This is a genomic window from Saprospiraceae bacterium (assembly GCA_016712145.1).
Taxonomy (GTDB): Bacteria; Bacteroidota; Bacteroidia; order Chitinophagales; family Saprospiraceae; genus Vicinibacter.
This window is the reverse complement of sequence record JADJRO010000001.1, coordinates 2,114,723-2,130,341: the sequence shown is the minus strand read 5'-3', so window position 1 is coordinate 2,130,341 and position 15,619 is coordinate 2,114,723. Positions and strand designations below refer to the sequence as shown.

The window sequence follows — 15,619 nt, the reverse complement described above, 5'->3', positions numbered from 1 at the left end:
TCGCTTTTAATATGAAAAAAAAATTACTCGCAATAGGATCGTTATTTTATCTGTTTATTTTTTCCTTAACAGCACAGACAACCCTTCATATTAATGGGATGGTGACGGATTCTTCCGGTGAAGCACTTAGCCATGCAAGTATTTTAATTTTGGATGCTCAGGATAGCACCTACATCGGTTTTACCCAATCAGACAATTCAGGTAATTTTAATATTAAAGAAAAAACAGACAAGCCAATTATACTTAAAATAAGTTATCTCGGTTATTTTTCATTTGAGAAACGCATAGATCCGTTGCAGACAACTAAATTGGAATTGGGTGCAATTCGCTTAACACCCATTAATAAAGTCTTATTTGAAGTCGTAATTAAAGAAGCCAAAGCTCCTTTAAAAATGCGTGGAGATACGATTGAATACGATGCCAGCACATTTAAAGTTCCTATTGGTTCTACCGTAGAAGATTTATTGAGAAAATTGCCAGGTATCGAAGTTGCAAACGATGGCTCAATTACCAGCCAAGGTCAATCGGTAAATAAATTGACAGTAGATGGGAAGCGTTTCTTTGGGGAAGACCCAAGCATGGCTACTAAAAATTTACCTGCAGAAAGTGTTTCAAAAGTTCAGGTTTTTAATGAAAAATCTGAGCAAGAGAAATTGACCGGATTGTCAATTGATAAAGACCAAAAGACCATGAATCTTGAATTAAAAGATGAGTTTAAGAAAGGTGGTTTTGGAAAAATTCTGGCTGGACTTGGTATTGAACAGCGGGAAGATTTTCAAACGGGGACCAGTCAAACGGAAGCAAAATGGGAGATGAAGGGTAATTACAATAAGTTTAATAAAAAGGAACAATTCAGTTTAATTGGAGTGCAAAATAATACCGGCAGAAATGGGATGAATTGGAATGACTACCAGGATTTTAGAGGTCAACAAAGTTGGGAATGGAATTTTGCTGAGGAGCTCTTTAGTTTTTCGCAGTCATTTAGATTTTATGCTGGTGGTACAGATGAAAGTTCTGATGAATTTGGAGGCTCAGAGGGTTATTTTGGAGATGATGCAGCCGGTATTCCAAAAAATTCTCAAGCTGGATTTAATTACAACTACGATTTCAACAAAACAAAAATATCAGGAAGTTATACTTATAAACAGAATAATTTGTTTGCAAAAGCAATACGGAAACGGCAATTTTTTCTACCGGATCAAAATTATACAACGGATGATCAAAGTGATCTGGAACGAAAAAACGGATCCCATAGGGCAGAAATGATTTTTGAAAAGGAGCTGGATTCCTTACACACCATTTTGTTTAAATTGCGCGGAAATGGAATATTTACAAATCAAATCAGCCAGGGTAAATTCTTAAATTTATCTGAAGAAGGCAGTTTAACCAGTTCACTAAATCTGGATCGAAACGCAGATCGTAAAAATCTGGGCTGGCAGGGAGTTGCTTATTTTAAAAAGAAGTTTGTAAACAAGCGCCGGAATTTAGGTGTCAATTTTATATACAGCGAAAATGATCGTGAAACAGACGAAGATCTGTACTCCAATAATAATTATTATGGATCCGGAGGCATGGATTCAATTGTGAATCTTGATCAGTTTATTGATTTTAATACAAACATACGTTCTATAAAATCAAGTGCCCTGTATGTAGAACCTTTGGGTAAAAATTTCGCACTGCAATTTTTAGGAAATTTCATTCAACGGAATGATCAATTGGTACGAGATGTATTTGATAAGGTGTCTGATACCCTGGTAGCCAATCAAGACTATACCTATGATAATGATCATTTGTTTCGCATGGGTAGAGTGGGTACCTCTCTTCAATTTGGAAAAGCTGGTTTCAATGTATCGGGAGGATTGGCAGTTCAATCTATATATTTGAATGGCCAATTTCGGCAGGGCATCCAAAATTTTTCAAAAATTAATAAGGATTACCTGGATGTGTTGCAAACCGTTTCATTAAACTATCAACTTGCTACCAACAAACGAATGAGTCTGAATTATGCTAAAAATGTTCAAGAACCAAGTTTTAAAAATTTATCTCCTATCATTGATAATACCAATCCATTTTTTATTCGAATAGGCAATTCAGAATTGGATCCGGAAGTCTTGCACCAAATTTCTGGAAATTACAATGCGAATAATCAGCTAAATTTTACAAATTATAATATAAACCTGAATTATACGTATTACGAAAATCAGCATATAAATGAACAATCCATAGATAGTTTTTTAGTAAGCACTTCTCGGGCTGTAAATTTCAAAGGCGGTCAACGCATGGGAAGCTACCTATCCTATAGTTTTCCAATTATAAAGAATCGTTTGACTGTTCGGACTAATTTAAATTACAGTTTCAATCTTTCAAAAAGCATCATCAATAGCGTTTTAAATAATTCCAAAGGAAATTATACTGGATTTGGGGTAAATTTATCCTGGACCCCTAATGAAATTTATTCTATTTACTCAGAAAACCGGTGGAATTATTCCAATACATCTTACTCAATTCAATCTGATCAAAATTATACCATCTTTAGCCAGACCTATAATTTACAAGGCAATGCGCGTTTATTGTGGGGTGTATTTTGTAATGCGTCGCTTGATTACAGATTGTACAACAATGATCAATTTAATGTAGCTTATAACATTCCCATTCTGAATGCGTCTGTGTATAAATTATTTTTGAAAAACAAGGGACTTGAACTCCGGTTATCGGCTTATGACTTGTTGAATAAGAATGTTTCAATTCAACAACAGGCAAGTGGAACGCAGATATCAGATACACGGACCTATTCACTGGCCCGTTATTTTATGTTGAGCCTGAGTTATAATATGAAGGGAATTAAAGCAAGCGTCAAACGATCCAATGAATGGATGTATTAAAATGAAATATAAATCAGCATGTATAGAGACATAAAGATTAAAACGCTGGTCCTGTGTTTGTGTAGCTTTTATTTACACACAACAGAGCATTTAATGGCACAGCTTGTTTTTGGGGAAGTTCAATATTCACAAACAAATGATTGGACAAAAATTGCAACCGCCTTGCCTTATTTAAGTCAAGAGGAAAAAGACCAGATTCAGTACAGTTGGGGAAAGGGCCGGGCCTATTCTGAAAAAATGAGATTGATATTTAATGATTCGGCATCGTTTTATTCATATATCCAGGATGATAAAAGCGAGGAATCGATCTGGAGTTATAAGAAAAACACCTTTGAAATTAACCGCAATTTTCGTTCGAATAAAATGCAGGATCGAATCGGATTGCTTGGTAAAAATTACATTGTTAAAGATGAAATTCCTAAGCGAAGATGGAAAATTCACAATGAAATTAAAGAAGTTAGTGGCTATGTTTGTATGAAAGCAGAAACCTACGATTCAATCAAGTCCCAACGAATCATTGCCTGGTTTACAGATAAAATATTAGTGCCCGCTGGACCGGCTGAATTTGGTGGATTGCCAGGACTTATACTTGAAATAGATATTAATGATCAATCCAGTTTAATAGTGGCAGAGGAAGTTAAACTCAACAAGAAGACTCAATGGCCTACGATTAATTCAAAAGGAAAGTCGATTGATTATAAAAAGTATCAAAGCATCGTTAAAACATATATTTCTGACTGTATTGAAAGGCGTAGAAATCCATATTGGGATTTGAGGTATTGAAAAAATTTTGATAATTTAAATCTTTCGAAAAATTGATTGAAAACTTCAAGTGTTTTTAGTTTTATGTTTAATTTACAAATAAGTATATATTTATTTAAGTAATAATATTCAGGGTAAACCCTTAGTTCAATCAGGGTAAACCCTGATTTTTAAAATTCAGGGTTTACCCTGATGTGAAAGACAAATAGATGTCTCATCTTTGTATCCAACACGCAAATTAATTTTTTTATTAAAATTGATCAACCCTAAATATTTGCGTATGGTAACAACAACAATTTAAGCCCATCTGATCCTTTAATTTCTAGCTGAATTTGGGAGTTCAAGAATAAGCCTTACTTATTTTTATTAGGAATTTACAAATGTAATTTCTATGAACATGCTTAGTAAAGCAATGTAAGGACTGTCTCATTCCTATTCAAAATGCAAGCGAGCTTAAAACCTTAGGAGAAAAATTTGATCCGAACACTCCTTAACAAGGTAGGACATCATTTTTAATTTAAAAACAATGAAAAATTTACTGTTTTTACTGACATTTCTATTGTTCTGTGCGTTTACCAATAAGACGATTGGACAGATTTATGAAATCCCTGACATTTTATATTCTCAAATTAGTATTGATAATGAAACACCTTTGTCGGGATGCAGCGAAATCTCGGTATGTGTTGGAGCTCATAACTTTACTGAAAACCCGTATTATACGCTTACCAACACTAAAATACAAATGGTAGTGAATGAAGCTGAATTTGAAGTTGTAGACCTGGGTGTTTTTGATTATGTAGGTCAGGATCCGAATTCAGGATATTCGATCTACGAAGCTGAACATGATTTGTTGTCTATCTATGATCCAAATTGGATAGAAACACCGGATGGCTTTGAATATTTTTGTTTAAAATTAGTCAAATTAAATACTGCTAATTTTAAAGGCGGAGTACATATTCGAATTATAATTTTTCCAGGTACCCAAGATGAACAAAAATTGGAGTATGATTCTCCTTGGATCATTAGTACCTTAATGAACCAAATCGGGACTAATGCTTCATCAGTTACTTATCTATCAACCATTGCAACACATGATGATCCGGCACAACCTTTACTCGGACGATTGTTGCTTACATCGCTTGCATGTAATACAGTCAGCGGACCAAGCTCAGAATATAATGAGCAAAATTTTATTTTGCATGGTAAATTGATAATTGATAAAAACTATTGTTTTTATGGTAAAATATATATGGATGATGGAGCTACAATTCAAGTTAATCCAGGATACACTTGTAATATTGGATGGTACGATCAAAATTTAGGAAGTTTGTTGCGTACCACTATAGATGCATGTGGAAAAATGTGGAAAATGATTGATGTTGAGCAATTTGGTATTCTTAATATTACGAATACAGATATCAATGATGCCCTTTATGGAACCTACCTTAAAAACAGAGCAACAGTAAATACTAATCATTCTGTCGTTTACAATAATAATTACATTGGTATTTACAATGATTTAGAAGATAGTAAATCGATTGCAAATTTAAATTCAACTTATTTCAATTATACCTCGCCATTTAAAGAAAACTGCAGCAATTGCTTAGGTTTAAGACTTTTTGATAGGACTTTAGCAGGGGTTTATTTAGGAAAATCTCAGATAAGTGGAAATAGTATTTATGCAGAAAATTTACTTAACGGAATCATTACATACAATTCAACCCTAAAACTAAATGATGGTCACTTTAATGGTATTCGTGATTATGGTACACCCGATAACGGTAACCCGAATGGAAAAGCAATTAATACTATAGGGTATGCAAATACTAGCCTTGTAGAAAATTCCCAATTTGATAATTGCAATTGGGCAATCTACTCAAAAGGTGTAAATTGTGAAGTCAATTACAGCAACATGTATAATGTTTTGACCGGAATTCAGTTTGATTACAGCCCGGGTAGGTCCTTTAAGGTTTTCCACAATGATATTGAAGCAGAAAATATAGGCATCAATTTTTGTTGGACCGGCGAGGTTAATACTGTAAGTGTAACTGAAAATGATATTAGTTTATTAGGTTCAAATGCTATTGGCATAGAAATAAACCATACAAATGGTACCAGTTTAAAGATAATAACAGATAATGACATCTACCTGGGTCCGGGAAAGATTGGAATCGAACATTTAGCCAGTAAAGGAACTACGATTGCATACAATACGGTGTTTTCAAATAGTACCAATGCCATTGAGAATGTTGGGATTGGGATTTTTGGAGGATCGGATGCCTATGCTTTATGTAATTATTTGTCATCCTCTATTGTTTGCGCCAATAAGGGACTGTTGGTTTCGCAATCTGCAAACAATTTATGTTTGGGCAATGCAGCAGATGATTGGTATTATGATTACCAATACATAGGCACAAATAGTGGAACACTCTTTGGGAGCAATGTTATGGACAATGCAAACCATGGTTTGTGTTTAGGAATACCCAATATAGGACCATTGGGAGGTGCATTAATCGGAGTTCAGGAACATACAGGCAATAAATGGACCGGAAGTTTCGCCGGAAAAGCTGCAAAACATTATGGAAATTCTCAAGATAGAGATAAGTCCAGATTTATAATTAATGCGTTAGATCAACAGCATCCTGAATATAAGCCTATAAATTTTTTAGAGCTGGCAAATGACGGTTGGTTTACAAATGACAACCAAAATGCTTCATTATTATCTTGCCCAAACGGTGTTGGTTCTTCGGATCATCCGCGAATATTCCCAAGATCTGAAGATTATCTTATTGCTAGCAATGGGTTTGACTATGGCAATGATGCCGGTTCAAGAATCTGGACTTCGCAAAGACAATTATATCGGGAAATTGCCAAACAAGATGAATTTTCAAATTTACCGATGGTTTATCAAAATTTTTACAATAGCCAAACTGAAACAAGTGTTGGCCAATTTGAAAATGTGGAACTCCTAATTGATTCAGCAAGTTTAATAACAATCAGTTTACAACAAGCCCTTGATTCCATCAATGCAGTATCTGACAGTTTTTCGGTTGAAATATTCGAATTATTGGATAGCCTGTTAATCCAAACAGATTCTTTGGTTAAATTGCAGTTGCAAGCAGAGATATTCGAAATTCAATCTGAATTTGATACATTAGAAATTTCTAAAAATTATCTCAAGTTGCAATTACAAAATGCTATTTATACCATTTTAATCCAGGCTCTTCAATTGAATGCCGAGATTACAATTGATACAATTTACGAACAAAATCAACAATTGGTTAATGAAACTTATCTAAACATGTTGCTAGATGATGATTGGGAAATTGATTCATTAGACCAACAAATTGTAAATGATATTGCATCGCAATGTGCTTTATTAGGTGGAGATGCGGTTTACAGAGCAAGAGCAATATTAAAACTGTTTAATCAATCTGGATTTAACGATGATAGTATTTGTAGTCAAGCAATGCAACAATATGGTTCAAAAAAAATTCAGGAGATGGATGAAATTGAAGTTTTTGTACAACCGAATCCAAGTTCAAAAAGTGTTAATGTCCAATTAGATAAAGCTGAAGCTGTTATTGAAAAAATTATACTTAAAGATGGAACAGGGAAAATCTTACAGAGAATTCAAAATGAGTTGAGAAGTAATTATTTGGAAATATCTATTTTAGATTTGAATCCTGGTATTTATTTTTTGGAATTTAAATTTAATAACGGCAAAATATTAAACAAAAAAATTGTGAAGATCTAATTTTAACAAGAGGTGGTTTAAAAACCACCTCATTTTTTATTATGAAAATTATACTAATTATTATTCTTTCAGTTACATGCTTAAAAGCACAAGGAAAAAGAGATTATATTTGGATGTTAGGAGGCTCAAATTCTAGTGTAATTGATACAAATTTTTACAGATTCAAAATTGATTTTACAAACAACAAAAGGACTATTAAAATAACAAATAAAGATTTTAGAATTCACCAAAACAACGCAAGCATTTGTGATGAAAATGGTAAATTTTTAATGTATACCAGCGGATGTTGGATTTCAGATCGTTTATATCGACCCATGCCAAATGGAATTATCAATGAAGGCCCAGGACATGATTTTGATTGTAAGTTTGGAGACTATACTGTTGACAATGGAACTCTTATATTACCATTTCCAAACAAAGAACAGCTTTATTTAATTTTACATAAATATTGGGATTTTGTACAAGATTCATTATCAATTACCGCTGTAACAAAGTTGTTATACTCAATTGGAGATGTGAATTTAAACAATGGGTATGGTGATCTAAGTATTAAAAACCAAATTCTCATTGACCAATACCAATCTTCTTCAGATCTCACTGCAACTAGACACAGTAATAATTTAGACTGGTGGATAATTAGTCCTGGTAGAGCCAACAATAAGTATTTTATAGTTCAGATGACAGCACTGGGTCCTTTGCCGTATAAAGAACAAAGCATTGGCCTCGATTTTTATTATTTGGATGATGGAGGTTCACAATCTTGCTTTTCGCCTGATGGAAAACAATATTCCCGAATGACTCCCAGCAATGGTTTGTTTTTAATGGATTTTGATAGAAGTTCTGGTACGCTAAGTAATTTTAGAAATATTATTACGGGAAGCGAAACCAATGACCATACCGTTGGAGTTGCATTTTCTCCCGATTCCCGTTTTGTGTATTTGAGTTATCGTTGGGATATCTATCAATACGATACCCAAGATCCAGATCCTCAGTCAGCTTTGGTCCATTTAGATACCTGGGATGGATATGTAGAAGATGGTATTTGGGCAGCAGGTTTTGATGCAGCCATGTTGGGGCCAGATTGTAAAATTTACATCCGCACTGGTACCAGTAATAAAGTTATGCATGTGATCCATGATCCCAATCAAAAAGGACTGGATTGTCATTTTCAGCAACATGGGATCCAACTGCCTGCCTGGAATCATGCCAGTATTCCCAATTTTGTCAATTATCGCTTGGGTTATGAACCGGTTTGTGATAGCAATCTGGTTATGAGTTTTATTGGAGATCCAAAGGAGTTTATTTATGATGCGTTGGTCTATCCCAATCCTATAAAAAAAGAACTTCATATTGACTATCATGAACCAAATAATTCAACAAAATCTATAAGCATCTTAAATTCAACCGGACAGCTAATTAAAATAAACACATTTATACAAACCAGTCAACAACAAACCATCCAGCTGGATGATTTACAATCTGGTATTTATTTTGTAAAAATTATTTTAGAAGACAAAAGAATTATATTGAAACGAATTGTAAAGTAAACCTAAACCATTTTTCAATGCAAATGAATATTATTGCGTGTAAGTGGTGTCTTTAAGCAATTGAAGGCGCCACTTTTGTTTTTAAAAAGAGATTGAACTGCTATTAATATCCAAGATATATTTGGATTTATATCAATTTACAATATTTAAAAGTAAATATTAGTAAATCAAATTATTTAGTGTATCAACGTATCCTCCCCAGGCTTTTCTGGTTTTCTATATTTCGGAAATGTGATTTCAGGTTGATCCGGTCGGATGGAATCATACGGAATTGTCAAACTATCGTATTTAATGCGTTTTGCCAATACAATTAAAATCGAATCTGATTCCAATTCTATTTTACGCATTAACTCTTCGATGCATTTTGTTTTTCGATCTTCAATAAATTTTTTACGCAATTCTGTAAATCGAGTTTGAACCAGATCCTGTGTTTGTTCTTGTTTTGATTTGCAAGAGCCTAACCCTACAATGATACCAATGGCTGCAAGTTGAATTAATTTCATAATCCTTGTTGTAGTTGCAGAATTTCTTTTTTACGGAGAGCTACAATGGAATCTAAAAAGATAGGATGATTCAATTGATGAAAAATCCGGCAGAAGGAATCTGCTTCCCGGCTTAAATTATTGATTTCTAATTGCAGCAAACTGTCTGCTTTAAATTCAATGATGCGATTTAGTTTTGGAGATTCATCAATGCAAGAACTAAACAGAAACAACATACTAAAACACCTAAAGATTCCATTGATATTAAAATTGCTTTGCACTTGTTTCATTGGATTGATTTAAAAGATCTCAGCTCATTTTAGAACGAAGTATAAAATTCTGACCCAAATAAACCCTTCTAACGGTTTCATTGGCTGCTAATTCTTCAGCGGTGCCGGACATTAGAATTTTACCATCTACTATCAAATAGGCCCGATCTGTAATGGATAAGGTTTCTTGAACATTGTGATCCGTAATCAGAATTCCGATGTTTTTCGCTTTTAATTTTTGTACGATCAATTGAATGTCTTCAACAGCAATGGGGTCAATACCAGCAAAAGGTTCGTCCAATAAAATAAAGTGTGGATCGGATGCCAAAGAACGTGCAATTTCTGTTCGCCTGCGTTCGCCGCCACTTAAAGAATCTCCTGGATTTTTACGTACCCGGTTTAAATTAAATTCGGCCAACAAGGTTTCCAGTTTGTCTCGTTGCGCTTCCTTTGTTAATGCAGTCATTTCTAAAATGGCACGGATATTATCCTCTACACTCAGTTTGCGAAAAACGGAAGGTTCTTGGGGTAAATAACCCAATCCTTTGCGAGCCCTTAAATACATGGGATCCCGCGTGATTTCATCTTCGTCCAGGTGGACCGATCCCTGATTGGGTGTTATAAATCCAACAATCATATAAAAGGTAGTTGTTTTTCCGGCCCCATTCGGGCCCAGTAATCCAACAATTTCACCTTCCTGAACTTCTACCGATACCCCATTGACAACGGTTCGTGCACCAAATGATTTAACCAGGTCTTTTGTGAATAATTTCATGTTAGGGTTTTATAGTCACAGCAATGTCCCAATCCGCTCGTAATTCCGGTAAACTAAAATTCCACACCGTCTCAGCCTGATTTTTTAGTTCATAATTGGCAGCATCCCATCGTTGGTTTTGATTTTTATCTTCAATTAATCGAAGTTTATAATTTCCAGGTAGCAAGTTAGGGAATAATAATTCCTTTGTCTGATCAAATTTAGATAAGATTCTCGTTGTACGAACTTGCTCTCCTTCAACAAGTTCAAGGATGTAGGCTGCATTCGTATTTAATGAATCTAATTTTAAAGTCAATTGACTTAATGCAGATTTTTCAAGATATCGAATTGTAAAAGTATCTGTTTTATTTTCTAAATCCGGCCACAGGACAACAGATGCTTTTTCAAAAATGAGTTTAAACTCCGATTTATTTTTAAAATTTCCCAGTATGCTAAAAGATCTTGGATCCAGACGATCCATTTGTACACTTAAATTGGTAATACTGGAATCTGTAGTGGAAATTTTTGAATTATAAACATTTAATACAGGATCCTTAAAACTAAATATTGGAAATTCACCGGGCTTTAAAATGCGTTCTTTCAAATTCAGTGAAACGGGATCCGGAGCATTGGATTTGTTGCGAGCTGAAATTATAAAACTATCGAGGTGACCGGGATACTTAATGCGCAAACTATCAGGATCTGATTTTAAATTCCATATAAGCAAACTATCAGCCGTTTGTAACCATTGAAAATTTGTTTCATTATTGAATGTGATTTTTAAAGAGTCCGGCATCTCATTAAATTGCAATTTTAATTTCCCGTTACCAGAAACTTTGTCTTTAATAAATAATGGTGGTTTGGATTCTGAAAGGTATAGGTTAAACTGTTTTTGCAAGCTGTCATTGATTTGGATGCTTTGATCAAGAAAAGCAATCGATTCACCAAATTGATCAAAGTAATAATTTTGATTTTTATCTAATAAAGCATAAAGTTTATACGTACCCGGACTCAGGTTTTCCAATTTAAATCGTCCAGCGGTATCCGTAAAGCTAAAGTAAAAGGGTTTTAATTTTTGAAAAGCACTGTCATGTAAGTTATTGTACAATCCTACCAGAATTTTTTCTTTTACCTGATTAGAATATGCATCTTTTACCTGGCCTACAATTTTTAAGGAATCAATAAAATTGCCAGTAGAAAAAATGTACCTCAAATCCCTTTGTACATTTCCAACGGTAATGTCTTTGATTGATTCTCCAAATTGAATGGAGTAGGTTGTATTTTCTTTTAATTGTTCGCGTTCATCAAATTCAATAATTAATTCCTTTCCTTTTAAAATGTATTTAGGTTGATATTGCAAACTGGGTGATATAGTAATATTTGACTGGGGACTTTCCAATCGGATCCATTCATCAAAATAAAAATACAGGCTGTGTTCTTTAAAATTTTTTTGTTGGGCTGGGCTGGATTTAGCACTCAGTATACCGGGAGCTTTTTTATCTTCAGGTCCTCCACTAATACCTTTTATATTGGCACAGGAATTTAAAAGGAAAGCAATTAGTATTAATAGGGAGCTCCTTAGATTCATAATGCAAAAGTACACAGGATTAGGGATTGCTCCGGCCTTTCCATTCGATGCTTACCGGCAACCAGGATGCGATTCCCAGTAAAATGAAATAAATTGTATGCAATGGCTCTAATACGATAAACCAAATTTGCCATTTTGAAATTTTATAGAAGCGGCAAGCATCGTATTGTAATAAGAAATCCAGCAATAATTGGAGCATAATAGCCGTAATACTTGCTAGAATGTAATTAACGGAACCTAAGGAAATGGCGACAACCAGAAAACTAAGCAACAAGATTCGTTGAATCCAGATCAATGCAGGAATCCATTTTAAATTCCAATCAGTTATATGGCGCATTTTTCCTGCCCAACGCAGTCTTTGTTTGATTAAATCTGTCCAATTTGAAACAGCCTGTGTTTCAACAATGCTGTTGGCTAACTTGGAAAAAACGATTCCATCAGGATAAACGGATTTTATTTTTTCTAATAAGAAGATATCATCTCCGGAAGCTATATGATAATTGTCTTCATAAACATTGTGTTCTAAAAAAACCTGTTTCCGGTAAGCCAAATTTGCACCACTGCACAGATAGTGTAATCCGGATTTAATACCAGCCGCATTGACCAATCCATTTGCTGAAAAATCCAGCGCTTGAAACCGGGCAATTAAAGAAGAGCGGTTTGTAATTTTTACAGGACCAGAGACTAATTTAACTTTCGGATCATTAAAGAAAGGGATCATAGATTGAATCCAATCAGGGGCTACCAAGCAATCCGCATCCGTGGTAAAAATGAGTTCACCTTTAGCATGATTGACTCCATACGCGATTGCTTTTTTCTTGGATCCTTTGATGGTGGTTCTTTTATAAACACCCAGCCGCATGTGCACAAAGCGAGGGTCTTCAATGGATTCCAATAAATCATAGGTATCATCTTCAGATTGATCATCAACGACGATCACCTCTAATTTATTTGGAGGATAATTTTGGTTTAGGCACGATTGAATGCAGGCTAAAATTGAATCTTCTTCATTGCGTGCGGCGATGAGGATTGTCACCATGGGTAATTCGGCAGATGTCGGTATCAATGGCGGGTTGATCCGATTCCAATAATAAATGTAGTAAGCAATAAGACAGAGATAAATAAACGTACTGATGACTGTAGCTAAGCAGAATATGAACACCTTATTTTTTTATTCAAACAAATCGTCATACCTGCTATCTGCAAGTTGCACTTTTTTAGAATTTTGAGGAGCTTGTTGAGTTGTTTCAACATCTTCGTAGCTGGTAAATTTATCATCAAATTCCTCTTGATGAACCTGTTGGTTGATTTGACCAAATTTGCGATAAATCCAGGCTTTAAATATTAAACCAATGCTGACAAAGGGCAATCCAACCAGATTAATGAGCGCCTGAATCAAACCAGAAACTGGTGAAACAACGATTTGTTTCCATATCGCTGTAATATAAGACCAAACCAGTTTGGGTTCTAAAATGAAGGCTATTAAAAGCAATACCGGACAGGCATACCACATCAATTTGTAAACCTGAAAAAACAAGTAAAAAAAGCCTGCGATAAAAAGCAGGAATATGAGGCTTCCAAAGAATTTTTCAGCAAATCCTTTTCCGGAAGAATAATTATATGTCCTTAATATGGCCATCCCGTGCAAAGATAATAAAATGTATTAAAAAAATAACTAATATGTAAAACTAATTGATTGTAAATTTCTCAATCGTTGACGGATGCCGTTACTGTTTGAAAGTAAGTCTCGTAGAGCTTCTTATATAAACCATTTTCCCGGGCAAGAAGTTCCGCAGGAGGGCCAAATTCTTTAATTTCTCCATGTTCTAAGGCCATCACATAATCAGCATGTTGAATGGTTGACAATCGATGGGCAATCACAATCGAACTCCTCTTTGCAATTAGTTTTTCGATGGCATGTTGCAATATGGATTCGGTTTCTGTGTCGAGGGAGGAAGTTGCTTCATCCAAAATCAAAATATCCGGATCGACCAACAGCGCCCTTACAAAGGAAATTAACTGCCTTTGGCCTACCGATAAGTTGACACCTCGCTCGGCCAGTTGGTAGTTGTAATTGCCAGGAAGGTTCATAATGTATTCGTGGGCTCCAATTATTTTTGAGGCTGCAATTACTTGTTCGAGGTCAATTTCCGGATTTTTAAGACTCATGTTTTCATAGATGCTGCCTTGAAATAAAAACACGTCCTGTAAAACAACCGCAATCCGTTTGCGTAAAAAATCAATTTTATAATCTGAAATGGAATGATTTCCAATCTGAATACTGCCTTGATTGATTTCATACAAACGATTGATCAGGCTAATTAAGCTGGACTTACCGGATCCTGTGCTCCCCACAAGGGCCAGTGTTTTTCCGGGTTCTAATCGGAAAGAAATATTCTTTAAAATATATTCATCAGGGCGGTATCCAAAATAAACCTGTTTAAATTCAAGGGAAGCTTTGAGATCTCCCTGATCAATCGTGCCTTGATCCTGTGTTTGTTCTTTGGTATCCAGAGTTTCAAACACCCTTCCACCCGCTACCAGCCCCATTTGTAAGGTATTGAATTTATCAGCCAGGGTACGGACCGGTTGAAACAAACGCGACAAATACATAGGGAATGCAACCAGTTGTCCGATGGTTACAACGCCTTCCAACACACCCTGAGCACCCCACCAAACCATAAATCCAAGGGAAGCTGCAGAAATGATTTCAACAACTGGAAAAAATACAGCATAATAAAAGATTCCATCGAGATTGGCTTGTGTGTATTCGCGGTTTATTTCCTTAAATTTTTTGGCAACCCGTTTTTCTGCGGCAAAAATTTGAACCGTTTTGATTCCTGAAATGTGTTCTTGTAAAAAGGCATTCATACGAGCCACTTGAGCCCGAACCCGCTGAAAAGAATGTTTGACTTTTTCTTTAAATATATAACTGGCCACCAATAATAAAGGAAAGGTCACCAGGCAAATCAAAGTCAGTTTTACACTGGTCCAAAACATCAGTGCCAGTACAGTAATCAAGGATAGTATATCTGCAATGATTGTAATGAGTCCTTCTGAAAATACAGAATTGACGGTTTCCAAATCATTGATTACACGAGTTGTATTGGTGCCAATCGGGGTTTTATCAAAATAAGACAAACGAAGCGATAAAATATGATCGTACATCTTATTGCGTAAATCATAGATGATATTTTGGCCCATGGTATTGGTCAAAATGGTAAAGCTGTACCGTAAAAACGTCAGACTGGCCAGCGCTCCCAAATACCACAGGGAAATACGTTTTAATCCTTCCAGATCACGCACCATGATGTGATCATCTACCATCACATTGGCCAAATAGGGCAAATAGGCATTCAGAGGAGCCATGATGATTGCAATAAGTGCAGAAACCCAGAACAGCAGCCTGTAGGGCTTTACAAAAACAAGCAATCTTTTAAGCGTATTGAAACCGGTCATGTCATTGAATCCTATATTAATGCGAATTGGAAGAAATGGTTTAAATATATGATTTGTTGAAAGGTAAAATATAAAATAATTCTAAGTGATCCTTTATAAACCATAAAATTAAAAGAAAT

Annotated in this window: 11 protein-coding genes; 4 read left to right on the top strand and 7 right to left on the bottom strand. The window is 35.0% G+C overall.

Translation table 11 applies throughout. The features are described 5' to 3' along the window. Positions 1-11 precede the first annotated feature (11 nt). The 4 genes from IPK91_09020 (at position 12) to IPK91_09005 (ending at position 8,948) form a co-directional block, all read left to right on the top strand. A complete protein-coding gene (locus IPK91_09020) occupies positions 12-2,882 on the top strand; it encodes an outer membrane beta-barrel protein (GenBank protein MBK8297400.1) in 2,871 nt (956 codons plus the stop codon). Between the two features lie 18 nt (positions 2,883-2,900). Beyond that, on the top strand, positions 2,901-3,665 hold the full coding sequence (locus IPK91_09015; protein MBK8297399.1) for a GLPGLI family protein: 765 nt from the start codon (positions 2,901-2,903) through the stop codon (positions 3,663-3,665). Between the two features lie 505 nt (positions 3,666-4,170). Beyond that, complete coding sequence (locus IPK91_09010) at positions 4,171-7,401, top strand: T9SS type A sorting domain-containing protein (protein ID MBK8297398.1); 3,231 nt, start codon at positions 4,171-4,173, stop codon at positions 7,399-7,401. A gap of 41 nt (positions 7,402-7,442) precedes the next feature. Further along, positions 7,443-8,948, top strand: a complete 1,506-nt coding sequence (locus tag IPK91_09005) for a T9SS type A sorting domain-containing protein (protein ID MBK8297397.1) — start codon at positions 7,443-7,445, stop codon at positions 8,946-8,948. A gap of 176 nt (positions 8,949-9,124) precedes the next feature. Here IPK91_09005 and IPK91_09000 read toward each other — a convergent pair whose 3' ends face one another. The 7 genes from IPK91_09000 to IPK91_08970 form a co-directional block, all read right to left on the bottom strand. Then, complete coding sequence (locus IPK91_09000; protein MBK8297396.1) at positions 9,125-9,451, bottom strand: hypothetical protein; 327 nt, start codon at positions 9,449-9,451, stop codon at positions 9,125-9,127. Continuing rightward, a complete protein-coding gene (locus IPK91_08995) occupies positions 9,448-9,720 on the bottom strand; it encodes a hypothetical protein (protein ID MBK8297395.1) in 273 nt (90 codons plus the stop codon). The genes IPK91_09000 and IPK91_08995 overlap by 4 nt, the downstream gene beginning before the upstream one ends. 19 nt (positions 9,721-9,739) lie before the next feature. Next, positions 9,740-10,474, bottom strand: a complete 735-nt coding sequence (gene lptB / locus IPK91_08990; GenBank protein ID MBK8297394.1) for an LPS export ABC transporter ATP-binding protein — start codon at positions 10,472-10,474, stop codon at positions 9,740-9,742. 1 nt (position 10,475) lies between these two features. Next, on the bottom strand, positions 10,476-12,041 hold the full coding sequence (locus tag IPK91_08985; protein MBK8297393.1) for an Ig-like domain-containing protein: 1,566 nt from the start codon (positions 12,039-12,041) through the stop codon (positions 10,476-10,478). A gap of 19 nt (positions 12,042-12,060) precedes the next feature. Beyond that, complete coding sequence (locus tag IPK91_08980; protein MBK8297392.1) at positions 12,061-13,203, bottom strand: glycosyltransferase; 1,143 nt, start codon at positions 13,201-13,203, stop codon at positions 12,061-12,063. Between the two features lie 9 nt (positions 13,204-13,212). Continuing rightward, the gene (locus IPK91_08975) at positions 13,213-13,680 is read right to left on the bottom strand and encodes a hypothetical protein (protein ID MBK8297391.1); all 468 of its coding nucleotides are present in this window, start codon (positions 13,678-13,680) and stop codon (positions 13,213-13,215) included. Between the two features lie 68 nt (positions 13,681-13,748). Beyond that, on the bottom strand, positions 13,749-15,500 hold the full coding sequence (locus IPK91_08970) for an ABC transporter ATP-binding protein (GenBank protein ID MBK8297390.1): 1,752 nt from the start codon (positions 15,498-15,500) through the stop codon (positions 13,749-13,751). Between the last annotated feature and the right edge of the window lie 119 nt (positions 15,501-15,619).